Annotated in this window: 19 protein-coding genes; 4 read left to right on the forward strand and 15 right to left on the reverse strand. The window is 73.4% G+C overall.

The window, feature by feature from the left end:
- Positions 1-3: 3 nt before the first annotated feature.
- The 3 genes from sucC to QQX09_RS03835 form a co-directional block, all read right to left on the reverse strand.
- Complete coding sequence (sucC, locus tag QQX09_RS03825) at positions 4-1170, reverse strand: ADP-forming succinate--CoA ligase subunit beta (RefSeq protein ID WP_301131425.1); 1167 nt, start codon at positions 1168-1170, stop codon at positions 4-6.
- A 123-nt stretch (positions 1171-1293) separates the two neighbouring features.
- Positions 1294-1944 carry a response regulator transcription factor gene (locus tag QQX09_RS03830; protein ID WP_301131426.1) on the reverse strand — a complete coding sequence of 217 codons (651 nt, stop codon included), beginning with the start codon at positions 1942-1944 and terminating at the stop codon, positions 1294-1296.
- Complete coding sequence (locus tag QQX09_RS03835; protein WP_301131427.1) at positions 1941-3311, reverse strand: sensor histidine kinase; 1371 nt, start codon at positions 3309-3311, stop codon at positions 1941-1943. Before QQX09_RS03835 ends, QQX09_RS03830 begins: the two co-directional genes overlap by 4 nt.
- Positions 3312-3527: 216 nt before the next feature.
- On the opposite strand from QQX09_RS03835, the gene QQX09_RS03840 reads away from it, so the two are divergent.
- Positions 3528-5699 (forward strand): MMPL family transporter, encoded by a 2172-nt coding sequence (locus QQX09_RS03840; RefSeq protein ID WP_301131428.1) that lies wholly within the window; start codon positions 3528-3530, stop codon positions 5697-5699.
- Positions 5700-5752: 53 nt separating this feature from the next.
- Here the strand turns inward: QQX09_RS03840 and QQX09_RS03845 are convergent, their stop codons facing one another.
- From QQX09_RS03845 to QQX09_RS03870, 6 genes are all read right to left on the reverse strand, one after another.
- The gene (locus QQX09_RS03845) at positions 5753-6853 is read right to left on the reverse strand and encodes a VanZ family protein (protein ID WP_301131430.1); all 1101 of its coding nucleotides are present in this window, start codon (positions 6851-6853) and stop codon (positions 5753-5755) included.
- Between the two features lie 141 nt (positions 6854-6994).
- Positions 6995-7948: an L-lactate dehydrogenase gene (locus tag QQX09_RS03850; RefSeq protein WP_301131431.1), complete on the reverse strand. Its 954-nt coding sequence runs from the start codon at positions 7946-7948 to the stop codon at positions 6995-6997.
- Between the two features lie 71 nt (positions 7949-8019).
- Positions 8020-8649, reverse strand: coding sequence for a hypothetical protein (locus QQX09_RS03855; protein ID WP_301131432.1), 630 nt, complete (start codon positions 8647-8649; stop codon positions 8020-8022).
- A gap of 44 nt (positions 8650-8693) precedes the next feature.
- A complete protein-coding gene (gene pcrA, locus QQX09_RS03860; protein ID WP_301131433.1) occupies positions 8694-11246 on the reverse strand; it encodes a DNA helicase PcrA in 2553 nt (850 codons plus the stop codon).
- Between the two features lie 55 nt (positions 11247-11301).
- Entirely contained in the window at positions 11302-12036 is a 735-nt protein-coding gene (locus QQX09_RS03865) for a hypothetical protein (protein ID WP_301131434.1), read from the reverse strand.
- 69 nt (positions 12037-12105) lie between these two features.
- Complete coding sequence (locus tag QQX09_RS03870) at positions 12106-13581, reverse strand: DEAD/DEAH box helicase (protein ID WP_301131435.1); 1476 nt, start codon at positions 13579-13581, stop codon at positions 12106-12108.
- Positions 13582-13811: 230 nt separating this feature from the next.
- Between QQX09_RS03870 and QQX09_RS03875 the strand changes: the two genes are divergently transcribed.
- Positions 13812-14501 carry a hypothetical protein gene (locus tag QQX09_RS03875; RefSeq protein ID WP_301131437.1) on the forward strand — a complete coding sequence of 230 codons (690 nt, stop codon included), beginning with the start codon at positions 13812-13814 and terminating at the stop codon, positions 14499-14501.
- 155 nt (positions 14502-14656) lie between these two features.
- On the opposite strand, the gene QQX09_RS03880 is transcribed toward QQX09_RS03875, so the two are convergent.
- Both QQX09_RS03880 and QQX09_RS03885 read right to left on the reverse strand, forming a co-directional pair.
- Positions 14657-15307: a response regulator gene (locus QQX09_RS03880; RefSeq protein WP_301131439.1), complete on the reverse strand. Its 651-nt coding sequence runs from the start codon at positions 15305-15307 to the stop codon at positions 14657-14659.
- A complete protein-coding gene (locus QQX09_RS03885) occupies positions 15304-16332 on the reverse strand; it encodes a sensor histidine kinase (RefSeq protein WP_301131440.1) in 1029 nt (342 codons plus the stop codon). Before QQX09_RS03885 ends, QQX09_RS03880 begins: the two co-directional genes overlap by 4 nt.
- A 158-nt stretch (positions 16333-16490) precedes the next feature.
- On the opposite strand from QQX09_RS03885, the gene QQX09_RS03890 reads away from it, so the two are divergent.
- The gene (locus tag QQX09_RS03890) at positions 16491-18140 is read left to right on the forward strand and encodes a PspC domain-containing protein (RefSeq protein ID WP_301131442.1); all 1650 of its coding nucleotides are present in this window, start codon (positions 16491-16493) and stop codon (positions 18138-18140) included.
- Positions 18137-18466 (forward strand): hypothetical protein, encoded by a 330-nt coding sequence (locus QQX09_RS03895; RefSeq protein ID WP_301131443.1) that lies wholly within the window; start codon positions 18137-18139, stop codon positions 18464-18466. Before QQX09_RS03890 ends, QQX09_RS03895 begins: the two co-directional genes overlap by 4 nt.
- Before the next feature lie 126 nt (positions 18467-18592).
- Here the strand turns inward: QQX09_RS03895 and guaA are convergent, their stop codons facing one another.
- Genes guaA through QQX09_RS03915 form a run of 4 tightly spaced genes read right to left on the reverse strand, consistent with a single transcriptional unit; the run spans position 18593 to position 22474 of the window.
- On the reverse strand, positions 18593-20164 hold the full coding sequence (guaA, locus tag QQX09_RS03900; protein ID WP_301131445.1) for a glutamine-hydrolyzing GMP synthase: 1572 nt from the start codon (positions 20162-20164) through the stop codon (positions 18593-18595).
- Positions 20161-20523, reverse strand: a complete 363-nt coding sequence (locus QQX09_RS03905) for a DUF3817 domain-containing protein (RefSeq protein WP_301131446.1) — start codon at positions 20521-20523, stop codon at positions 20161-20163. Before QQX09_RS03905 ends, guaA begins: the two co-directional genes overlap by 4 nt.
- Positions 20520-21305 carry an SURF1 family cytochrome oxidase biogenesis protein gene (locus QQX09_RS03910; protein ID WP_301131447.1) on the reverse strand — a complete coding sequence of 262 codons (786 nt, stop codon included), beginning with the start codon at positions 21303-21305 and terminating at the stop codon, positions 20520-20522. Before QQX09_RS03910 ends, QQX09_RS03905 begins: the two co-directional genes overlap by 4 nt.
- A complete protein-coding gene (locus tag QQX09_RS03915; protein ID WP_301131448.1) occupies positions 21302-22474 on the reverse strand; it encodes a GGDEF domain-containing protein in 1173 nt (390 codons plus the stop codon). Before QQX09_RS03915 ends, QQX09_RS03910 begins: the two co-directional genes overlap by 4 nt.
- Positions 22475-22578: the final 104 nt, after the last annotated feature.

Genomic DNA, 22578 nt, shown 5'->3' on the forward strand with positions numbered 1-22578 from the left:
TCCTTAGGAAGCGGCGGCGAGCTCGGCGGCCTTGGCCGCGGCGCCGTCCATGGTGTCGACGATGGTCACGAGCGGGTGGGCGGCGTGCGCGAGGATCGCGCGACCGTCCTCGACGGCGTTGCCGTCGAGGCGCACGACGAGCGGCTTGGTCGCCTTGTCGCCCAGCGCCTCGAGCGCGCCGACGATGCCGTCGGCCACCGCGACGCACGACGTGATGCCGCCGAACACGTTGACGAAGACCGACTTCACCTGCGGGTCGTGGAGGATCACGTCGAGGCCGTTGGCCATCACCTCGGCCGAGGCGCCGCCGCCGATGTCGAGGAAGTTGGCGGGCTTCTGGCCGCCGAACTGCTCGCCCGCGTACGCGACCACGTCGAGCGTGGACATCACGAGGCCCGCGCCGTTGCCGATGATGCCGACGGAGCCGTCGAGCTTCACGTAGTTGAGGTTCATGTGCTTGGCCTTGGCCTCGAGCGGGTCCGTCGCGGCCTGGTCCTCGAGCGCGGCGTGGTCCTCGTGACGGAACTCGGCGTTCTCGTCGAGCGTGACCTTGCCGTCGAGCGCGATGATCGAGCCGTCCTCGGTGCGCACCAGCGGGTTGACCTCGACGAGCGTCGCGTCCTCGTTCTTGTAGACGGTCCAGAGCTTCTCGATCGCGTCGATGACGGCCTCGCGGAGCTCCGCGGGGAAGCCGGCGGTGTCGACGATCTCCTCCGCCTTCGCACGGTCGATGCCCACCAGCGGGTCGACGGCGACCTTCGCGAGGGCGTCGGGGCGCTCGACGGCGAGCTGCTCGATCTCCATGCCGCCCTCGACGGAGCACATCGCGAGGTAGCGGCGCTCGGCGCGGTCGAGCAGCACGGAGAAGTAGAACTCCTCGGCGATCGCGGCGCCGGCCGCGATCATCACCTTGTGGACGGTGTGCCCCTTGATATCCATGCCGAGGATCGCCTCGGCGTACGCCTCGGCCTCCTCGGGCGTCTTGGCGACCTTGACGCCGCCCGCCTTTCCACGTCCACCCACCTTGACCTGCGCCTTGACGACGACCACGCCGCCCAGCTGCTCGGCCGCGGCGCGTGCCTCGGCGGGGGTCTCGGCGACGATGCCGGGGAGCACGGGTACGCCGTGCTTCTCGAACATGTCGCGCGCCTGGTACTCGTACAGGTCCATGCACTGTCCTCACGCGAAGGGCGCGCCCTCGTCGGCGCGCTTGTCCGATGCTGCAGGGCTCAGCCTACCCACGTCGTACACGATTCCGGGACCATCGTCCCGGGAGAGCGCTCCCGCGACGGCTCAGCGCCGCTCGGAGGTCTCCCCCGGGAGCACGAAGCCGCTCTCGTAGGCGACGATGACCGCCTGCGTGCGGTCGCGCACGCCCAGCTTCATGAGGATCGATGCGACGTGCGACTTCACCGTCTCGACGGAGACGAACAGCTCCGCCGCGATCTCGCCGTTCGAGCGCCCGCGCGCGAGCGCCCGCAGCACGTCCTCCTCGCGCTCGGACAGCTCGGGCAGCCGCTCGGCGCCGCGCGTCGCGAAGCGCTCGATCACCGCGCGCGTCGACGCGGGGAACAGCAGGGACTCCCCCGAGGCGACCACGCGGACGGACTCGATCAGCTCGGCCGGGGGGACGCGCTTGAGCACGAAGCCCGACGCGCCGGCGCGCATCGCCTCGAAGACGTACTCGTCGACCTCGAACGTGGTGAGCACGAGCACGCGGGTCGCGGACCCGGACGCGACGATCTCGCGCGTCGCGGAGAGGCCGTCCACCCCCGGCATGCGGATGTCCATGAGCATGACGTCCGGCCGCTCCTGAGCGGCGAGCGCCACCGCGGCGGCACCGTCGCCGGCCTCGCCGACCACGTCCCAGCCGTCCTCGGAGCTCACGATCGCGCGCAGGCCCATGCGCACCAACGGGTCGTCGTCGACGATCGCCACCCTCATGCGCGCACCTCCTCACGCAGATCGTCCCACGCCGAGCCGGAGCCCGCGGGGCTCACGGCGGCGGAGAGCGGCAGCAGCGCACGCACCCGGTAGCCGCCGTCGGGGGCGGGGCCGATCGCGGTGCGCCCGCCGAGCAGCGTGACGCGGTCGCGCATGCCGGCGACGCCGCGGCTGGGACGGGAGGACGATGCGGAGGCGGCTCCCGCGCCGACGCCCCGGGAGCGGGCCGGGCCGTTCGCGACGTCGATGCCCAGCGCATCGTCCTCCCGCACGACCCGCACGGTGACGGGTGCGCCGGGCGCGTGGCGGGCGGCGTTGGTGAGCGCCTCGCGGACGATGCCGAACGCGGCCCGGCCGATCGCGGGCGGCACGGGCGAGGTGTCGACCTCGGCGTCGACGGCGATGCCCGCGTCGCGCGATGCGTCGACGAGCGCGGGGACGTCGGCGAGGCCGGGCAGCGGCGCGCGCTCGACCTCGTCGTCGCCGCGCAGCGTCGCGATGATGCGGTCGAGCTCGCCCATCGCGGCACGTCCGCGCTCCTCGATGTTGCGCAGCGCCTGCCGCGCGAACTCCGGGTCGCTGTCGAAGACGTGCGCGCCGGCGCCCGCCTGCACGATGTTCATCGTGATCATGTGGCCGATGCTGTCGTGGAGCTCCTGGTCGATCCTGACCCGCTCCTCGGCCAGCTCGGCGCGGGCGGTCGCGGCTTCGGCGATCTCGCGGTCGCAGGGCCCCAGCGCCCACCGCGCGAGGATCCGGTGGAGCTCCGCGGTGCCGCGGACGACCCACGCCGGCATCGGCACCACCAGCACGATGAGCGGCGTGCCGACGGCGACCCAGAACGCGACGGTGTCGACCACGTCGGCGGCGGCCGGGTCGGTGCCGTAGTCGGCCACGTCGACCACGCCGACGAGGTGGAGCACCGACCACGCGACGGCCGCGAGCAGCGACACGGGGACCACCGCGGCGACGATCGCGAGCGCGAACCCCACCGGGCCGAGGACGATGCGCACGACGATCCACGCGAACGTGCGCCACGACGACTGGTCGTGGAACGGCGCGAGCGCCCGCCGCAAGCGCCCGGCGCCCGGGGGCACGCGCAGCGGGGCGGGCGGACGGATGCCGGCGTCGAGCAGGCCGTTGGCGGTGCCGCGCTCGAAGGCCCCGAGGGGCCGCATCGAGGCCTGCACGGCGACGAGGATGATCACACCGATCCACACGACCGCGAGCCCGATGCCGAGCGCGTAGCCGGTGACGGCGTACACGAACAGGCCGATCGAGACGGGCAGGCCGAGCAGCAGGTAGAGCACCGCTTTCCAGGTGCGGGCCTCCCAGGTGGCGGCGAGGTAGGCGCGGATGACGTCCATGCGTCCATCGTGCCGTGCGCACCCCGCCGAGGGCCTCGCCCGCCCGGAGGGTTCCCCTCCCCCGCACGGGGGAAGGTGGCGCCGTCCTCCCCCATCGGGACCAGCGGAGGTTCCCCCGTGCGGCGTGTCCGAATCGTCCCTGCGCGGGCTGAGCGCAGGGGGGACGGCTGCCTAGCGTCGAATCAGCCGGGGAACCGGCCCGATCTGGGAGGAATCATGAACCTAGGCTTCACCGGGCGCATCGCCCGCACCGCGGCCGCCCGACCGTGGGTGACCATCTCCGTCTGGCTCGTCGCGGTCGTCGCGGCGGTCATCGCCGCCGGCGGTCTCGGCGACGCCCTCACCCAGGACGACCGCCTGCTCGTCACCACCGACTCGGAGCGGGCCGCCGCGATCGACGAGCGCCTGCGCGGGTCGGACGATGCGACGGTCACCGAGACCGTGGTCGTCACCGCGACGGACGCACGGTTCGGGGACCCGGCGTTCACGGCCGTGATCGACGACCTCGTCGCGGGCCTCGAGGCCGCACCCGGCGTCCTCGACGTGACCGCCCCGACCGCGGACCAGCCCGTGCCCGTGGCGGAGGACGGCCGCTCGGCGCTCGTCAGCGCGACGGTCGACCCGGGCAATGACCCGACCCCGGTGGCGCAGGCGATCCAGGACGCCACCGATGCCGCGACGGCGGACGGCTTCGCGCTCCACAACGTGGGCGACGCCACCACCGAGCTCGCGTTCGGCGAGCTCGCGGAGGACACCCTCGCGCGCGGCGAGCTCATCGGCATCGCGGTGGCGCTCGTCATCCTCGTCGTCGTGTTCGGCGCGCTGGTCGCGGCGGGCCTGCCCCTGCTCGTGGCCGTCGTGTCGATCGTCACGGCCGTGGGCGCGACCGCGATCATCGGTCAGGCGTTCGAGCTGTCGTTCTTCATCGTCAACATGATCACGATGATGGGGCTCGCGCTCGGCATCGACTACAGCCTCGTCGCGGTCCAGCGCTTCCGCGAGGAGCTGGCGCACGGCCGCACGGTCCGCGACGCGGTCGCGATCACCGGGTCGACCGCGAACCGCGCGGTGCTGTTCTCCGGCGTCACGGTGCTGATCTCCCTGCTCGGGCTGCTGCTCGTGCCGTCGACGATCATGCGCTCGCTCGGCACCGGCGCGATCCTCGTCGCGATCATGTCGATCGTGTCGGCGCTCACGCTGCTGCCCGCGGTGCTGCGCCTGCTCGGCCACCGCGTCAACCGCGGGCGCGTGCCCACGGCCCACCCCGGCCGAGAGCCCCGCGCGTGGACGGCGATCGCGCGGACCGTCACCGCCCGTCCCGCCGTCTCGGCGATCGCCGGCCTGGGCGTGCTGCTCGCGCTCGCCCTCCCGCTCGCCTCGATCCGGCTGGCCTTCCCCGGCCTCGAGTCGCTCCCGGCCGACAACGAGCTGCGTCAGGGCGTCGAGGTGCTCGTCGACGACTACGGCCTCGGCCAGTCCTCGACCTTCATCGCGATCGAGGGCGCGGGCGGCGCCCGCGGCGCGGTGGCGGAGCTTGCCGACGCCGTCGAGGCGGACCCCGCCTACGCGGAGACCACCGTCGACTGGCGCGGCGGCACCGCGTTCGTCGACACCCGCGACGTGTACGACGCGGCCGACCCCGCCGCCGCCGACGCTCTCCACCGGCTGCGCGACGACCTGGTGCCGGCCGCGCTCGACGGCACGGGCGCCGAGGCGTTCGTGGGCGGCGGTCAGGCGGACGCCGTGGACTTCACCTCGGTGATCGTCGACCACACGCCCCTGGTGATCGCGATGGTGCTGGGTGCGAGCTTCCTGCTCCTGCTCGTCGCGTTCCGGTCGCTCGCGATCCCCCTCACCGCGATCGCGCTCAACGTGATCTCCGCGGCCGCCGCGTTCGGCCTGCTGGTGGGGGTGTTCCAGCTGGGCTGGGGCGCGGACCTGCTGGGCTTCGCGCAGGTCGACGCGATCGCGCCGTGGATCCCGCTGTTCCTCTTCGCGGTGCTCTTCGGGCTGTCGATGGACTACCACGTGTTCCTCATCAGCCGCATCAAGGAGCGCCACGACGCGACCGGCGACACGCGTGACGCGGTGGTGTTCGGGCTGTCCCGCACGGGCTCGCTCATCACCGGGGCGGCGCTCATCATGGTCGCGGTGTTCCTGGGCTTCGCGCTGGGCGACCTCGCGGAGTTCCAGCAGATGGGCTTCGGCCTCGCGGCGGCGGTCATCATCGACGCGACCGTGGTGCGCACCATCCTCGTCCCGTCGCTCATGACGCTGCTCGGCCGGCACAACTGGACCCTGCCGTCGTGGCTCGGCTGGCTGCCGCGGCTGTCGGTCGAGGGCCCGGCCCCCGAGGCGCCCCGCGAGAAGGAGCTGGTGGGCGTCTGAGCCTCCCGCACCCGACGATGCCCCGGTCGCCTCAGGCGACCGGGGCATCGGGCTCAGGCAGCCGGCTCCTCGTCGACGGACGCCGCACGGCGACCGTCGGCGAGCCCTTCGCGCGCGTCGGCGAGCCGCGACCGCGACGCGAGCCCGGGCAGTCCTCGACCATCCTCGGTCGTGAGCGCGAAGACCAGCCAGCCCGCCGTGAACAGCCATGTCAGCAGGGACGATGCGGCGCCCGGCAGGGCGTTGAGCACCTGGTAGCCGCCGATGCCGCCCGCGAAGAGCAGCGCCCGCGCGAGCGCGGTCGGGTACGGGGAACCCACGTATCGCAACTGGACCGCAGCCTGGCCGAGCGTCCGCCCGGTCGCCGCGAGGAAGCCCCCCGACAGCGCGAAGGCGACGACGACGGGCACGACCGCGACCCACGGCCCGTCCGTGTCGAGCCTCGCGCCATCGTCCAGCTGGGCGGCCGCCAGCGACTCGACGACGACCACGGCGTACATCGTGAGCGTGACGCTCACCAGGTCCGCGACCCCGGCGAGGATGCGCCGCGCCCGCGTCACCGGACGCGGTTCCGACGCCGCCACGACCCGGTCGCCGCGGACGCGCAGGCGCGCCGGCACCATCAGCGCGAGGAGCGAGCCCAGCACGGCTCCCAGCGTGTTCGTCAGCAGGTCGTCGACATCGAACAGGCGGTAGGCGCACGGGTAGAGGCCCCACACCCCCGTGACCTGCGTGACCTCGACGAGGAGCGACAGCCCGAGCCCCGCCAGCCCCGCGACCGCGACGCCGCGCCGCAGGCCGACGCGCACGAGCACGCCGAGCGGCACGAACAGCAGCACGTTGAACGCGAGCTGGAGGAAGGCCGGGTCGGTCGGCAGGTGGCCGCGCGACGCCGCACCCTCGAGGTCGTCGACGAACGCCAAGGGGTCGAGCTGCGTCGGCGCGCACGTGATCGTCGTCGCCTCGGGCAGCGGCAGCAGCGTGTACACCCAGATCGCGACCAGGTACACGAGCGCGGCCGCGAGGAGCAGTCCATCGCGGGCCGAGACACCGCCACGCCGGCGGTACAGGAGCGCGACCACAGGCACGAAAAGCGCGGCGACGAGCACGAGCCCCAGGCCGACCGCGAGCAGTCCCAGGACCAGCTGCGACATCAGGCCTCCCTCCGAACGGTGGCTTCCACCCTACGAAGCCCTCTCACCGTCCGCTCGGCCGGCGCATCGTCCCCCGGGAGCCTCCCGCACACGCCGAAGCCCCGGTCGCCTCAGGCGACCAGGGCATCGTCGTGTGCGGGCTCAGCCCACGCCGAAGCGGTTCGCGGTCTCCTTGATGGACCGCGCGGAGGCCTCGAGGAGCGCCTTCTCCTCGGCGTCCATGGGGGTCGCGGCCTGGTGCTCGATGCCGTTGCGGCCGATCACCGCCGGCAGCGACATGCAGACCTCGCCGACGTTCGGGTAGTCGATGAGCGTCGAGACCGGCATGATGCGGCGCTGGTCGCCGAGCACGGCCTCGACGATGCGCGCGCCCGCGGCGCCGACCGCGTAGTTGGTCGCGCCCTTGCCCTCGATGATCGTGTACGCGGACCGCATGACGTCGTGGTGGATGCGCTCGCGCACCTCCTGCGTCATGACGACCTCGCCGTCGCGGCCGCGCCAGTCGAGCAGGGGCTGGCCGCCGATGGTCGCGGACGACCACAGCGCCACCTCGGAGTCGCCGTGCTCGCCCGCGATGTACGCGTGCACGTTGCCTACCGCGATGTCGCAGTACGCCGCGATCTGGTGGCGCAGGCGCGACGTGTCGAGCGCGGTGCCCGAGCCGAACATCCGCGACGGGTCCATGCCGGACTTCTTGATCGCCGCGTACGTCACGACGTCGACGGGGTTGGTGACGAGGATGTAGATGGCGTCCGGGGCGACCTCGAGCAGCGGCGGGAGCACCTTGTCCATGAGGGAGATGGTCGCGCCGGCGAGGTCCATGCGGCTCTGGCCCGGCTGCTGCTTCGCGCCGGCGGTGATGACCACCACGTCCGAGTCCTCGACCACGCCCACGTCGTTCGAGCCGAGCACGGTCGCCTCGGGCATGAACTGGATGCCCTGCGCGAGGTCGAGCGCCTCCGCCTCGACCTTCGCCTTGTTGATGTCGTACAGCGCGACCGTGCGCGCGAATCCACGCATCAGGCCTGCGTAGGCCAGGGTCGCGCCCACGGCTCCCGCGCCGACGATCGACACCTTCGAGGTCTTGTCCGACATGCCACCCTCCCTGAGATCGAGTCCAGGATGAGCCTAGTCCGCGGGGACGATGCGCGGGCGACGGGCGCGGCTCAGGCGGCGGGCTCGAGGCACACGCGCTGCGGGACCTCCCGGTCCGCGACCGGGGAGTCCGAGCCCTGGGAGTCGCCGTGCTGGACGCTCAGCAGGCCCCAGACCTGGACGTCGACGCATCCGCGCGCGTCGGCGTGGAGCTCGCCCGGCGCGAGGGAGTCGGTCAGCGACACACCGGCCGTCGCGTCGTCGGTCGCGAGGGTGAACCACACCGCGTCGCCGCCGCATCCGAACCGATGGTCCGCCTCGGGGAGCGTCGGGTCGTCGTCCCACGCGTCGACCCACTCCCCGCAGTCGACCGTGCCGATCATCACGTCGCCGGTGATGAGGCCCATCGTGCCGTTCTCGGGCTCGCAGCCGGACGGGACGCCGACCGCGATCTCGACCGGATCCGCGAGCGTCGTGTCGGCCCATCGCCGCCACGGCAGCGCGGAGACGAGCGGCCGCACCTCGCGCCCGACGAGGGTCGCGTCGACGGTCACCTCGATGCACGCGTCGAGCACCGGGGACTCGAAGGTCCACGTGCCCTCGATCGGCGCCTCGGCCTCGTCGGCCGCCGGCAGCACCGGCACGGCGAGCACCGCCACGACGAGCGCGGCGACGATGCCGCCCACGATCCACCAGCGCATCTTTCCCCCCGGTTCGCTACCTGGGGGAACGCTAGCGGCGCGGGCTACAGCTTGTCGAGGTTGTTGAACCTCAGCACCAGGCGCTTGACGTCGCCGCCGAAGTCGACCTTGACGACCGCGTTGCGGCCCACGCCCTCCGTGCCGACGACCTTGCCCATGCCGTGCTTATCGTGCAGGACCCGCTCGCCGACCTCGAAGCCGATGTCGCCCGAGGCCACGCCCGGCGGGCTCGGCGGCACGCGCCGCGTCTTGACCGCGCCGGCACGCGCGTACGAGTTGCCGTCCTCGCGGTCCTGGTTGCCGCCGTAGCCCATGCCGGACCAGGCGCCCGAGCGCGACGAACCGCGGTCGGACTGAGCCCTCAGGGAGGACATCGTCACCGCGGCGCGCGTCCACTCCATGAGCTCGGCCGGGATCTCCTCGACGAAGCGGCTCGCCGGGAAGTACTGCGGGGCGCCCCACGACGACCGCGCCTCGGCGCGCGTGAGGTACAGCCGCTCGCGCGCGCGGGTGAGGCCCACGTAGGCGAGACGGCGCTCCTCCTCCATGTCCTTGGTGTCGCCCGACTCGATCGACCGCATGTGCGGGAACGTGCCGTCCTCCATGCCGGTGAGGAACACCACCGGGAACTCGAGCCCCTTCGCGGTGTGCAGGGTCATCATCGTGACGACGCCGCCGGTGCCGTCGGCGTCCGGGACCTGGTCGGCGTCCGCGACGAGCGCGACCTTCTCGAGGAAGTCCGCGAGGGTGCCCTCGGGGTTGTCCTCGGAGAACTCACGTCCCACCGCGACGAGCTCCATGATGTTCTCGATGCGGCTCGCGTCCTGCGGGTCCTCGCTGCGGCGCAGGCTGGCGAGCAGGCCCGACCGGTCCGCGATCGCGTCGAGCACGCCCGCGGGGCCGTTGTCCTTCGCGAGCGCGCGCAGGTCGTCCATGAGGCGCACGAAGTCGCCGATGGCGCGCTCGGAGCGCGCCTGGAGGCCCGCATCGTCCAGCCGTCGCAGCGCCGTGCCGAAGCTGATGTCCTCGCCCGCGGCGACGAGCGTGCGGCGCACGCCCTCGACGGACTCGACGGCGGTGTCGCCGATGCCGCGCTTGGGCTCGTTGATGATGCGGCGGGTCGCGATGTCGTCGTCCTCGTTCACCACGGCGGCGAGGTACGCGAGCATGTCCTTGATCTCCTTGCGCTCGTAGAAGCGCGTGCCGCCGACCACCTTGTAGGGGATCTCGGCGCGGATGAACCGCTCCTCGACGGCGCGGGACTGCGCGTTGGCGCGGTACATGATCGCGATGTCGGTGGGCTCGACGCCGTCCTCCGCGATGAGGCGCTTGATCTCCTCGGCGATGTACTGCGCCTCTGCCTGCTCGGTGTCCGCGGCGTAGCCCTTGATCTTCTCGCCGGCGCCCGAGTCGGTCCACAGGTTCTTGGGCCTGCGGTCCGCGTTGTTCTGGATGACCGTGTTCGCGGCGGTGAGGATGTTCTGCGTCGAGCGGTAGTTCTGCTCGAGGCGCACGATGTGCGCGTTCGGGTAGTCCTTCTCGAACTCCATGATGTTGCGGATGGTCGCGCCGCGGAAGGCGTAGATCGACTGGTCCGCGTCACCCACGACGGTGAGCTCGCCCGGGGGCAGCGACGCATCGTCCGCCGGGCCCACGAGCTCGCGCACGAGCACGTACTGCGCGTGGTTGGTGTCCTGGTACTCGTCGACGAGGATGTGGCGGAACCGCTCGCGGTAGGCCCGCGCGACCTGCGGGTGCTCCTGCACCAGCTTGACGGTCTTGACGATGATGTCGTCGAAGTCGACCGCGTTGGCGGCCTCGAGGCGACGCTGGTACAGCGGGTACGCGGTGGCGGCGGCGTGCTCGATCGAGAACTTGCTGGCCATCGACGCGCCGGCGAGCGCGACCTCGGGGTCGATCAGCTCGTCCTTGAACTTGCCGATGCGGCCCAGCACGGCCTTGGGCGTGAACTTCTTGGGGTCGAGGTTCAGCTCCTTCATGACCAGCTTCATGAGGTTGACCGAGTCCGACGTGTCGTAGATCGAGAAGCTGCTGCTAAGGCCCGCGAGCTCGTGGTCGCGGCGCAGGATGCGCACGCACGCGCTGTGGAAGGTCGACACCCACATGCCGCGGGCCTCGGGGCCCACGATGGCCTCGACGCGCTCGCGCATCTCCGCGGCGGCCTTGTTGGTGAAGGTGATCGCGAGGATCTGGTGCGGGCGCGCGCGGCCCGCCTCGAGCAGGTGCGCGATGCGGTGGGTCAGCACGCGGGTCTTGCCGGAGCCGGCGCCCGCCATGATGAGCAGCGCCTCGCCCTCGTGCAGGACGGCCTCCGCCTGCGGCGGGTTCAGCCCCTCCACCAGGGACGATGCGCCGCGCGCGGGCCGGTTCGGGGCCGCGGCGGGACGGTGGTGGCCCGAGAGGATGGGGGCCGGCGGGATCCAGGCGTCCTCCGGCTCGGGCTCGTAGTCGGGCTCCGGGGCCGGCTCGTGCTCCGGCTCGGGCCAGGGCTCGGGCTCGGGAGCCGCCGCCTGCGGCTCGGCGGGCGGCGTGGGCTGGGGCTCGCTGGAGCCGTCGAGATCGAAGAGCGCATCCATGACCCGGAAAGTCTAGGCGCTGGGACCGACGCCCGGCCCCGCCTCGGTGAAGAGGTCAGGCCTTCGGCACGGTGCCGTGGGTCTCGAGCGCGACGAGCGCCTCGTCCGCGGCGGCCCGCACCTCGGGATCCGGGTCCTTGTCGCACAGCTCGAGCAGCGCGCGCCACACGCGGCGGTCGCTCACCGCGCGGCCCATGCGCGCGAGCAGCGACTGGCAGCGCGCGTAGGTGAGCCGGCCCTCGACGTCGCCGTCGGCGACCAGGCAGCCGAGGTGCGGCGCGAGGGACACGAGCATGTCGAGCGCCTCGTCGACCTCGTCCGCGGGAGCCGCCCCGGGTGCGGCCTCCGGCGCGCGGTCCTCCACCACGGGCTCCAGCGACGCGGGCCACGGCTCGGCGGCCGGCTCCGGCACCGCCGACAACGCGACGGGCTGGACCGCCGCCGCGGGCGCGGTCACCACGGGCACCTCGCCCGACTGGCGGGGAAGCGGGATCACGTCGATGTCGTCGGGCTCGGCCACCGCCGGCGCGACCCGCATGGGCAGGCCGGCCGCGGTGCGCTCGAACGGTGCCTCGGCCCGGGCAGCCACGGCGATCGGAGCCGGCTGCGGCGCGGGACGCGGCGCCGGGCGTCGGTCCTGCTGCCGCGCCGACCACGAGCGCGCGTTCCAGTACTCGTGCGCGCGGCTGCGTCGCGCGCGCCTGCCCACGAATCCGTCGTCCGAGGGCGCGCCGGAGCCGACCGCCGGAGCGGTCGCGCGCATCGGCCCCTCAGCCTCGTCGCCCCCCATGGGCACGAGCGTAGGTCGGCACCCCGCGGGCGCACAACCCCCCGAGTCTAGATACCAGGGATATCACCCTCAGCGGGAGCGGCGGCGGTGCGACGCGCCGGAACCTCCGCGGGCCGAGAACGCGGCCGCGCCGCCCGTGCCCGCGGACGCGGTCGTGCCGCGCTGGGCGGGGCGCTGGGAACGCTGGTGCTGCGCGGGGGCCGCGGCCTTCGGAGCGCCCGAGGCGGACGCCGAGCCGGAGCCGCCACGGCGGCGGCCGCCGCGTCGACGGCCGGCGCGCGGGCCGTCGGCGGGCGCCTGGCCCGACGCGGGGCGCTGGCCCTTCGAGCGCTGCGCGGGCGCCGGGACCGGCCCGGCCGCGGTCGGCTCGACGTGTGCCGCGACCTCGCCGACGAGGCGGACCACCTGCGGCGAGACCGCGCTCACGGACTCGGGACGGACGCCGATGCCGGCCTTGCGCAGCAGCTGCTGGGTCTCGCGACGCTGCTCGGGCAGCACCACGGTCACGACGTCGCCGGCGGAGCCGGCGCGGGCCGTGCGACCCGAGCGGTGGAGGTACGCCTTGTGCTCGGCCGGCGGGTCGACGTGGACCACGAGCTCGACGCCGTCGACGTGGACGCCGCGCGCGGCGACGTCGGTCGCGACCAGGACGCGCACCTCGTCACCGGCGAACGCGGCCAGGTTCCGGTCGCGCGCGTTCTGGGAGAGGTTGCCGTGCAGGTCGACGGCGGGGATGCCCGCGGCGGTGAGCTGCTTGGCGAGCTTCTTCGCCTGGTGCTTGGTGCGGGTGAAGAGGATGCGGCGCGAGGTGCCCGAGGCGAGCGTGTGGACGAGCTCGCGCTTCGCCTCGACGCCGTCGGTGTGGAAGACGTGGTGCGTCATCGCCTCGACCGGGCTGTCGGCCGGGTCGACCGCGTGGGTGATCGGGTCCGACAGGAAGCGCTTGACCAGCTTGTCCACGCCGTTGTCGAGCGTCGCGGAGAACAGCAGTCGCTGGCCGCGCTGCGGGGTGGCGTTCATGATCCGGGTGACGCCGGGCAGGAACCCCAGGTCGGCCATGTGGTCGGCCTCGTCGAGCACGGTGATCTCCACCGAGTCGAGCGAGACGTGGCCCTGGCCCATGAGGTCCTCGAGCCGGCCGGGGCACGCGACGACGATCTCGACGCCGCGGCGCAGCGCCTGCTCCTGGCGGCGCTGGCTCACGCCGCCGAAGATCGTCGCGGTGCGCATCCCGTAGGCCTCGGCGAGCGGTGCGATGACCGCATCGATCTGGGTCGCGAGCTCGCGGGTGGGGGCGAGGATGAGCGCGCGGGGCCGGCCGGGCTTGGCGCGGCCGCCGCGCGCGCCGAGGCGCGCCGCGGTGGGCAGGGAGAACGCGAGGGTCTTGCCGGAGCCGGTACGGCCGCGGCCGAGCACGTCGCGGCCGGCGAGCGTGTCGGGGAGCGTGCCGACCTGGATGGGGAACGCGTGGGTCTTGCCGTCGGACTCGAGGACGTCCGTCAGGGCGACGGGCACGCCGAGCTCGGCGAAGGTGGTGGAGGTCACGGGGGCCTTTCGGGGCAGGGGCAGATGCGCACGACACCCTGATGGGCGCGGGCACCGGCGATGGTGGCGAAGGCGGAGGTGTCCGCTCTCGTTCGCCGAAGAGAATCTCTACGAGCCGCGCCGCCACAAGGTCGGGCGCCGGCGAGAGGTGGAGGCAATCTGCGACGCAGGAGGGCCGTGATGGCCCTGCAAGTACCCCCAAGGGTAGCAGGGAGGAGCAGAATCGCCTCATGACGGCGATCCCGGAGGGAGGCCGCGGCGAGCATCGCTGGCCCGCCGTGGTGGCGCTGCTCGTCGCGCTGGGCCTCTACCTCGCGCTGCCGTCGACGTTCCTGCCGGCGTTCCGCTACGCGGTGGTCGGCATCGGTCTGCTGCTGCTGATCCCGCTGCTGGTGGCCAACCCCGTGCGCATGCACCGCCAGACGGCCTGGACCCGCACACTGTCGGTCTCCCAGGCGCTGCTGCTCGCCGCGGCGAACCAGGTGATGCTCGTCCAGCTGCTCGTCTCGCTCACCGAGCCCAGCATCGGCTCGGGATCGCGCGTGCTCATCGCCGCCGCCCAGGTGTGGATCACCAACGTCATCGCGTTCGCGCTGGTGCTGTGGGAGCTCGACCGCGGGGGTCCCGTGGTGCGGCGCGCGCTCGAGCGCGGCGAGGTGCCGGCGGCCGACATCAGGTTCGCGCAGGACGAGGACCACGACGCGATCGCCGAGGTGGCCGCCGCATCGTCCCTCCACGCCGGCTGGCGCCCGCGCTTCGGCGACTACCTGTACACGTCGCTGTCCAACTCGATGGCGTTCTCCGCGACGGACGCGATCCCTCTGTCGGGGCGCGCGAAGGCGCTCATGGGGTTGCAGGCGTTCTCCGGCTTCGTGCTGCTCGCGCTCGTCATCGCGCGCGCGGTGTCGCTGTTCCAGTAGCACGGCGACAGGCATGAGGCTCGGCCCCCGAGTCCCTCCCGCGGCCATCGGCGCGCGGATTGGTACCAATCGCCACGAGGTCGACTCGGCTTGTCATGCTTGGTACCAAACCGACGCCCCAGGGCGACCCCACCGATCCGACACCCGGGCTCGTCCTAGACGATCCGCCGCTGCGCCGCCCAATGCGCGAGCTCGTGCCGGTTCGACAGCTGCAGCTTGTGCAGCACCTTCCCCACGTGCGTCTCCACGGTCTTGATCGAGATGAACAGCTTCTCCGCCACCTCGCGGTACGTGTAGCCGCGCGCGATGAGGCGCATGACCTCCTGCTCCCGCTCGGTGAGCTTGTCGAGGTCCTCGTCGGCCGCGGCGACCTCGCCGCCCGCCGCCCCGAACGCGTCGAGCACGAAGCCCGCGAGCCGTGGCGAGAACACCGCGTCGCCGGTCGCGACGCGACGCACCGCGTCGGACAGGTCGGGGCCCGAGATCGACTTGGTGACGTAGCCGCGGGCGCCCGCGCGCACCGTCGCGACCACGTCCTCGGCCGCGTCGGACACGGACAGCGCGAGCACGCGCGGCGCGCCCGGGCGATGCAGCACCTCGGCGAGCACGTCGAGCGCGCCTCCCCCGGTGCCGCCGGGCAGGTGCACGTCGAGGATCACCACCTGGGGCGCCTTGGCGCGGATCTCCGCGACGGCGGACTCGACGTCGCGCGCCTCCCCGATCACGGAGATGTCGTCGTCGAGGCTCTCGCGCACCCCCACGCGGATGACGTCGTGGTCGTCCACGATCACCACGGACACGGTCATGGTCGATCCTCTCGGGCCTCGGGCTGGACGGCGACCGCGACCTCGGTGCGGCCGCCGGGAGACGTGGCGATGGTCGCGGTGCCGCCGAAGCGTTCGACGCGGCCGACGATGGACTCTCGGATCCCGAGGCGCCCCTCCGGGATGGCGGTCGGGTCGAATCCCGGCCCGCCGTCGCGCACGAAGGCCTCGAACGCGCCCGGCGTCACCTCGGCGTAGACGGCGTACGGCGCGGTCGCGTGGCGGGCGGCGTTGGTCGCCGCCTCCGCGACGGCGCGCACGGCCGCGTGCAGGGCGGGCGTCGTCTGCGCGTCGCCCACGGTCACCAGCTCGATCTCGACGCCGTGGCGGTCCTCGACCTCCGCGATCGCCTCGGCGAGCGCGGTCGCGACGGACTCCTGGGTGGTGCGACGCTCCTGGTACAGGTACGACCGCAGGTCGCGTTCCTGCGCGCGGGCGAGGCGCGCGACCGCCTCGGGGTCGTCGGCGCGGGACCGGATCAGGGTGAGGGTCTGGAGGACCGAGTCGTGCAGGTGCGCGGCGATCTCGGCCCGCTCGAACTCGCGGACCCGCTGCTCGCGCTCGACGCGGACCTGCCGGATGAGGCGCAGCCACCAGGGCGCGAGCAGCAGCGCGAGCCCCAGGAGCACGACGACCGGGATCATGACCGCGCGCACGAGGGGGTTCCAGTCGGGGTCCGCGGCGGCGAACCACCACAGCGCGCCGACCGCGAGCGCCACGCCGGCGAGCATCCGCAGCCACGCGTCGCGTGAGAACAGCGCGACCACGTCGGGACGGCGCGCGTCGAGCTGCACCGCGCTCTCGAGCGGGCTCCACACGAGCACCACCGCGACCACGAACACCAGCAGCGGAAGCAGCCACCACGACAGGCGCGCCCACTCGTAGCGGTGGACCAGCAGGGTGGCCGCGATCGCGAGCAGCGCGCCACCGAGCGACGCGCGCCACCATTGCGCGGCCGGGGAGCGACGCTCCAGCGGCCGCGCGACTCGGGGCGCGGGGGCGGTCATGGGACCACCTTCGCACAGCGTCGGCGCGCGCCGCCTCGGCCGGGGGGACGATGCGCGGACCGCCCCCGAGGGACCGAAGATCAGGGTCGAATCAGGGGGTTCCCTCATGGTGGAGCGCATGCCCGCGGGGCGAGACTCGAGGAAGAACGGAGGCCACCATGACCGACCAGCAGACGCCGCCGACCGAGGCGTCGTTCTTCACCACCATCCGCCGCTGGGGGCTGACCCGCGGCGACGCGCGCGTCCTCGGCGGCGTGGCGAGCGGGATCGCGGAGCGGCTCGGATGGTCGCTCGCCTGGACCCGCGTGGGCGTCGCCGCCGTCGCGCTGCTCACGCATGGCCTCGGGCTGCTCGCCTACGCCGCCGCCTGGGCGCTGCTGCCGGACCGCCAGGGCCGCATCATCGCCCAGGACTTCGGGCGGGGCGTGCCGAACGTGGGCGCGCTCATCGTCATCGGCATCCTCACCATCGTGGGGCTCATCGGCCTCGGCGACTCGGGCGGCCCGTGGATGTGGGGCGCCGGCGGCTGGCCGGGGGACCTCGACCTCGGCGGCCCGCTCCGCGCGGTCGCCACGGTGCTCGCCGTGCTCATCCCGCTCGCGATCGTCGGCGGGGTCATCGCGCTCATCGTGGTGCTGTCCCGTCGCGACCGCGCCCCCGCTTCGGGTCCTGGCGCGCCCGGCCCCGACGGCGCCCCTCCCGTCTACGCGGTGCCGCCGGCGTGGGCCGCCGATCGCCGCGCCCAGCGCGAGGCCGCCCGCGCCGCTCGCGAGGAGCAGCGCGCGTACTACGCCGGCCAGGCGTACGCGGCGGCGGACGAGGCGGTCGCGAGCGCGAACGCCGCGGCGGAGTCCGTGACCCAGGCCACCGCGCAGGCGGTCCCGACGTGGTCCCCCGAGCCCGCGCAGCCCGCACCGGCGGCGGCCCCGTACGCGGCCCCGCGCCCGCCCCGTCCTCCGCGGGTGCCCGGTCCCGGCGTCGCCTTCTGGCTGCTCACCCTCGCGTGGCTCGTGCTGTCCGGCGCCGGCACCGCGTGGGCGACGTGGCAGGACCGTCTCGCGGTGCACCCGCTCATCGCATGGTTCGCGCTCTTCGTCACCGGTCTCGGCGTGATCCTCATGCTGGTGGCGCTGACCGGCCGCCGGCTCGGCTTCCTCGCGTTCCTGTCCGCGGTGCTGCTCGTGCCCGTGACGGCGATGATCGTCGAGGCGGACGACATCCGCGACGGCTGGGCCGACCGCTACTTCCCGGAGATCCGCGTCGACCGCGACGGCGATCAGGTGACGCGGGTCGAGATCGGTGACGGCGGCATCGTCATCGGCGAGGACGGCGTCACCATCGGCGAGGACGGCATCGTGATCGGCTCGCCCGCGCCTGCGGAGTCCGACGCGACCGTGCCGTCGCCGGACGCGGAGGCGGCGGCGGAGGCGGACTTCGACACCATCGCCGCCTTCGAGGCCGACTACCGCGAGGTGACCGTCCCCGCCGCGTGCCGCACGGCGGACCACGTTCCGGACGGTGCGGGGAAGTCGCGCAGCCTTCGCACGCTGGACGCCCTCGAGCAGGACTCCGAGGTGGCGACCGCCGCCGAGTTCACCACCGTGCGGATCCCGGCGGGAACCTCGCTCGAGATCGTCGCCGAGCCCGGCGCATCGGGGGAGGTGCACTGGGCGGACCGCGACGTGGCCTGCGACATCCGCGACGGCGCGGCATTCGCCGTGACCAACCCGGGGGACCCCGTCCTCACGCTGCGCGTCGAGGGCGCCGCCGGCTACTCCACCATCGTCATCGAGGAGGTCGCGTCATGAGCACCGACATCAAGCCCCGCCGGGGCGCCACCGAGCGCATCACCGGCCTCATCTGGGGAGCCATCGTCACGGCCGCCGGCGCATGCCTGATCGCCGCGCTCTCCGGCTACGCGATCGATCTCGAGCTGGTCGCGATCGTCGCGCTCGTCGCGCTCGGCGGGTGGCTGCTGTTCTCCGCGATCGGCGTCGCGATGCGCGACCGCAGGCGCGAGACCTCGCAGCAGCAGCCGGTCGAGACGGCCGTGCCCGAGACGGACGATGCGGCGCCGGCGCCCGGGCAGGGGTGGGACGACACGCCGGAGGGCGCGGACCGCAAGGATTCCTGACCGCGCCCCGCACGCCAGGCGCCTGCGCCCGGGGAGGTGCTGGCTGCCCGGAATCGGCCGATTCGAGCACTGAGCACCTCCCAGCGCGCCTGGGCGCTGATGCGCCCCGGGCCCGCCGCTGTCAGCTCACTCCCACTCGATGGTGCCCGGCGGCTTGCTCGTGACGTCGAGCACCACGCGGTTGACCTCGGCCACCTCGTTGGTGATGCGGTTGGAGATGTGCGCGAGCACGTCGTAGGGCACGCGCGACCAGTCGGCGGTCATGGCGTCCTCGGAGGACACGGGGCGCAGCACGACCGGGTGGCCGTACGTGCGGCCGTCGCCCTGCACGCCCACCGAGCGCACATCCGCGAGCAGCACCACGGGGCACTGCCAGATGTCCTGGTCCAGACCCGCGCGGGTGAGCTCCTCGCGTGCGATCGCGTCGGCGCGGCGCAGGATCTCGAGCCGCTCCCAGGTCACCTCGCCGATGATGCGGATGCCCAGGCCGGGGCCCGGGAACGGCTGCCGGCCGACGATCTCCTCGGGGATGCCGAGCTCGCGACCCACCGCGCGCACCTCGTCCTTGAAGAGCGTGCGCAGCGGCTCGACGAGCGAGAACTGCAGGTCGTCGGGCAGGCCGCCCACGTTATGGTGGCTCTTGATGTTGGCCGCGCCCTCGCCGCCGCCGGACTCGACCACGTCGGGGTACAGCGTGCCCTGCACGAGGAACTCGACCTGCTCGCCGTGGGCGCCGGCCTCCTCGACCACCTGGCGGGCGGCGTCCTCGAACACGCGGATGAACTCGCGGCCGATGATCTTGCGCTTGGTCTCCGGGTCGGAGACGCCCGCGAGCGCGGTCAGGAAGCGCTCCTTCTCGTCGCGAATGATGAGGCGGACGCCGGTCGAGGCGACGAAGTCCTTCTCGATCTGCTCGACCTCGCCGGCACGCATGAGGCCGTGGTCCACGTGGATGCACGTGAGCTGGTCGCCCACGGCCTTCTGGACGATGGCCGCGGCGACCGCGGAGTCCACGCCGCCGGACAGCGCGCAGATGACGAGCTTGTCGCCCACCTGGGCGCGGATCCGCTCGACCTGCTCGTCGATCACGTTCTCGCTGGTCCAGTCGGGCTGGAGGCCCGCGACGTTGTAGAGGAAGTTCTCGATCGCGTGCTGGCCCAGCGGCGAGTGCTTGACCTCGGGGTGCCACTGCACGCCGCACATGCGCTTGTCGAGGTTCTCGAAGGCCGCGACGGGCGCGCCCTCGGTGGTGGCGAGCACGTCGAAGCCGGGAGGCGCCTCCTGCACGGAGTCGCCGTGGCTCATCCACACCTCCTGGACGGCGGGGCTGCCCGCGAGCGCGGCGCCCGCGGTCCCCACCGAGGCCTGGGTGCGGCCGTACTCGCGCAGGCCGGTCTGGGCGACGGTGCCGCCCATGGCCTGCGCCATCGCCTGGAAGCCGTAGCAGATGCCCATGACGGGCACGCCGGCCTCGAACAGCGCGGGGTCGATCGTGGGGGCGCCCGCCTCGTACACGGACGACGGCCCGCCGGACAGGATCACCGCGGCGGGATCCTTCGCGAGCATGTCGGCGGCGCTCATCGAGTGAGGGACGATCTCCGAGTAGACGTGCGCCTCGCGCACGCGTCGCGCGATGAGCTGCGCGTACTGGGCGCCGCAGTCGACGACGAGGACGGGACGGTGCTGCGTCTCGTTCACTTGGCCTCCTCCAGTTGGGCCGAGACCTCCGCGTGCACGCGGCGCTCGGCGAAGAACGACAGCAGCGGGACCACGCCGCCGGCCGCCATGTAGACGAGGCGGCCCAGGCCCCAGCGCATCAGCATCCACAGGTGGGTGACGGCCGCGAGGTACACGATGAACACCCAGCCGTGCAGGATCGCGATCGGCAGCAGGATCGGGTCGAGCGTCTCCTTGAGCCCGTCGAGGCCCGGGATGTAGCGGATCAGGCCCACGAACACGATCATGAGCAGCGTTCCGGTGACGAACGCCATGATGCGGTAGCGGGCGAGGGCGCCCGCGATCCTGCGGGCCTGGGTGGTGCTGGGAGCCTCGCTCACGCCTGGTCCTCTCGGGTGTCGGACGCATCGTCCGGGGTCTCCGGGTGCGCGCGTCCATTGTCCCGTATCCAGCGCACCGTGATGAACAGCGCGAACGCCCCGAACAGCCACCACTCGAGCGCGTACGCCGCGGATCGGAAGTTGAGCTCCGTGGTGGGCGGGAGCGGCTCGAGCGCGGTCCACGTGTCCGTGCCCTCGTACGACACCAGCAGCGCGCTGTAGAGCGGCGCGGGCCAGTGCTGCGCGAGCTCCGACGTCGCCATCGCGGAGGCCCAGAAGGTCCCGTCCGCGGGGGCCGTGTCGGGGGCGGACGATGCGGCGGACGCCTCGGGCGCCCGGAGGTAGCCCTCGATGCTCACCTCGGTGCCCGGCGCGTCGTCCGGTCCCGCGACGTCGCCCTCGGGACGCCAGCCGACGACAACGGCGAGGGTCGCCTCCTCGCCCGTGCCGGTCGCGGAGGCGGGCACGGTGAGCGCGCGCACGAGCATCTCGGCCGCGACCCCGTCGACCTCACGGCCGGTCACGACCGCGGCGTCCTCGTCGGCCCACGTGCCGGTCACGGTCACCTGGCGACCGTAGGCGGTGCCGGCCGATGCGGCGGGCGCCAGCGCCTCGGCGAGCGGCACGGCCGGGTCGGGCTGCACGGTGCGTCCAGTGGTCGACGCGCGCGACCACTGCCACCAGCCCAGCGCTCCGCACACGCCGACCGCGATCGCCGCGACGAGCACGGCGGCGATCACGCGACCCCACAGGAGGGAGCCGCGCGTGTCCTGCGCCGTCACCGGATGCGCCGGACGATCGGCGTGGCCGCCGTGGGGGCGTCGTCGTACGGGCGCGTGCGGACGCGGTCGCGCCCGGCGAGCTTGGCGTCGTACAGCGCATCGTCCGCGCGCTTGACGACGCGGTGGCTCGCACGGTCGGCGACCCCCTCGGAGATGCCGACCGACACCGTGACGCGATGGGTGTGGTCGCCGCACGCGACCGGGCTCTCCCCGACGATCCTTCTCATGCGCTCCATCATGACGGCTGCATCGGCCAACGAGGTATCCGCGAGCACGACGATGAACTCCTCGCCGCCCCACCGGCCCAGCTGATCGGTGACGCGGACCTGCCCGCGCAGCCGCTCCCCCAGCGCCGCGAGCACCCGGTCGCCGCACGCGTGGCCGTAGACGTCGTTGAGCTGCTTGAAGCGGTCGAGGTCCGCGATCGCGACGGCGTAGGTGCGGCCGTCCGCGGCCGCGAGCTCCTCGAGCCGTGCCATCACGGGGCGGCGGTTCGCGAGCCCGGTGAGCGGGTCGGTGTTGGCGAGGTACTCGGCACGCTCGGCCTGGCGGCGCGCCTCCTCGCGCGCGGCGCCGGCACGATGCTGCGCCACGACCGACAGCACGAACATGAGGGTCGCGGTGCCCACCGCGTTGAGGGCGAAGTCCGTCCCCACCCGTGCCGCGTCGCCGTACGCACCGAGCCCGGGTGCCCCCAGCTGGGCGACGAGGAACGCCGCGGCGGACAGCAGGACGAACAGCCACCGCCACCCGCGCTGCCGGTCCGTGAACATGAGGAACACCAGCTGCGACGCGGTGATGAGGTAGAGGTGGTGGCCCGAGCTCCAGCCGAACATCAGCGCCATGAGCACGGTGCCGAGGGTGGAGGCGGCAAGGTACACGACCGCGCCCGCGAGCTGGCGCCCGAGCGAGATCAGCACCAGCACCACCCCGAACGTCGCGACCAGGACCCCGTTGAGCCACGGCAGCGGGCCGCCCGCCAGGTCGGGGTCGCCCATGTAGCGCACGGTGAACCCGAGCGTCGACACGATCGAGAGCAGCGCGAAGGTGTGGACGGTGCCGGCGGAGGAGCCCTGGGCGCCCGAAAGGCCGCCGGCGCGGCGCTCGAAGAAGGTCGACAGCAGCGCGGGCAGGCGGGAGGCGCGCCCCTGGCGCTCGTCCCCCTCCATCGCGGCTCCCTCCGGTCGCGCAACGGCGCGCGGGCAGGAGGGGATCGGCCTCACCCCTCAGCACGGCCGTGGGGCCAGCCTACGCATCACGGTGCCGAAACACC

The organism is Demequina litoralis (assembly GCF_030418455.1).
Taxonomy (GTDB): Bacteria; Actinomycetota; Actinomycetes; order Actinomycetales; family Demequinaceae; genus Demequina; species Demequina litoralis.

Excerpts from the sequence above, each read along its gene's own strand:
- sucC (WP_301131425.1), bottom strand. The coding sequence starts at position 1,170 with ATGGACCTGTACGAGTACCAGGCGCGCGACATGTTCGAGAAGCACGGC.
- QQX09_RS03830 (WP_301131426.1), bottom strand. The coding sequence starts at position 1,944 with ATGAGGGTGGCGATCGTCGACGACGACCCGTTGGTGCGCATGGGCCTG.
- QQX09_RS03835 (WP_301131427.1), bottom strand. The coding sequence starts at position 3,311 with ATGGACGTCATCCGCGCCTACCTCGCCGCCACCTGGGAGGCCCGCACC.
- QQX09_RS03840 (WP_301131428.1), top strand. The coding sequence starts at position 3,528 with ATGAACCTAGGCTTCACCGGGCGCATCGCCCGCACCGCGGCCGCCCGA.
- QQX09_RS03845 (WP_301131430.1), bottom strand. The coding sequence starts at position 6,853 with ATGTCGCAGCTGGTCCTGGGACTGCTCGCGGTCGGCCTGGGGCTCGTG.
- QQX09_RS03850 (WP_301131431.1), bottom strand. The coding sequence starts at position 7,948 with ATGTCGGACAAGACCTCGAAGGTGTCGATCGTCGGCGCGGGAGCCGTG.
- QQX09_RS03855 (WP_301131432.1), bottom strand. The coding sequence starts at position 8,649 with ATGCGCTGGTGGATCGTGGGCGGCATCGTCGCCGCGCTCGTCGTGGCG.
- pcrA (WP_301131433.1), bottom strand. The coding sequence starts at position 11,246 with ATGGATGCGCTCTTCGATCTCGACGGCTCCAGCGAGCCCCAGCCCACG.
- QQX09_RS03865 (WP_301131434.1), bottom strand. The coding sequence starts at position 12,036 with ATGGGGGGCGACGAGGCTGAGGGGCCGATGCGCGCGACCGCTCCGGCG.
- QQX09_RS03875 (WP_301131437.1), top strand. The coding sequence starts at position 13,812 with ATGACGGCGATCCCGGAGGGAGGCCGCGGCGAGCATCGCTGGCCCGCC.
- QQX09_RS03880 (WP_301131439.1), bottom strand. The coding sequence starts at position 15,307 with ATGACCGTGTCCGTGGTGATCGTGGACGACCACGACGTCATCCGCGTG.
- QQX09_RS03885 (WP_301131440.1), bottom strand. The coding sequence starts at position 16,332 with ATGACCGCCCCCGCGCCCCGAGTCGCGCGGCCGCTGGAGCGTCGCTCC.
- QQX09_RS03890 (WP_301131442.1), top strand. The coding sequence starts at position 16,491 with ATGACCGACCAGCAGACGCCGCCGACCGAGGCGTCGTTCTTCACCACC.
- QQX09_RS03895 (WP_301131443.1), top strand. The coding sequence starts at position 18,137 with ATGAGCACCGACATCAAGCCCCGCCGGGGCGCCACCGAGCGCATCACC.
- QQX09_RS03915 (WP_301131448.1), bottom strand. The coding sequence starts at position 22,474 with ATGGAGGGGGACGAGCGCCAGGGGCGCGCCTCCCGCCTGCCCGCGCTG.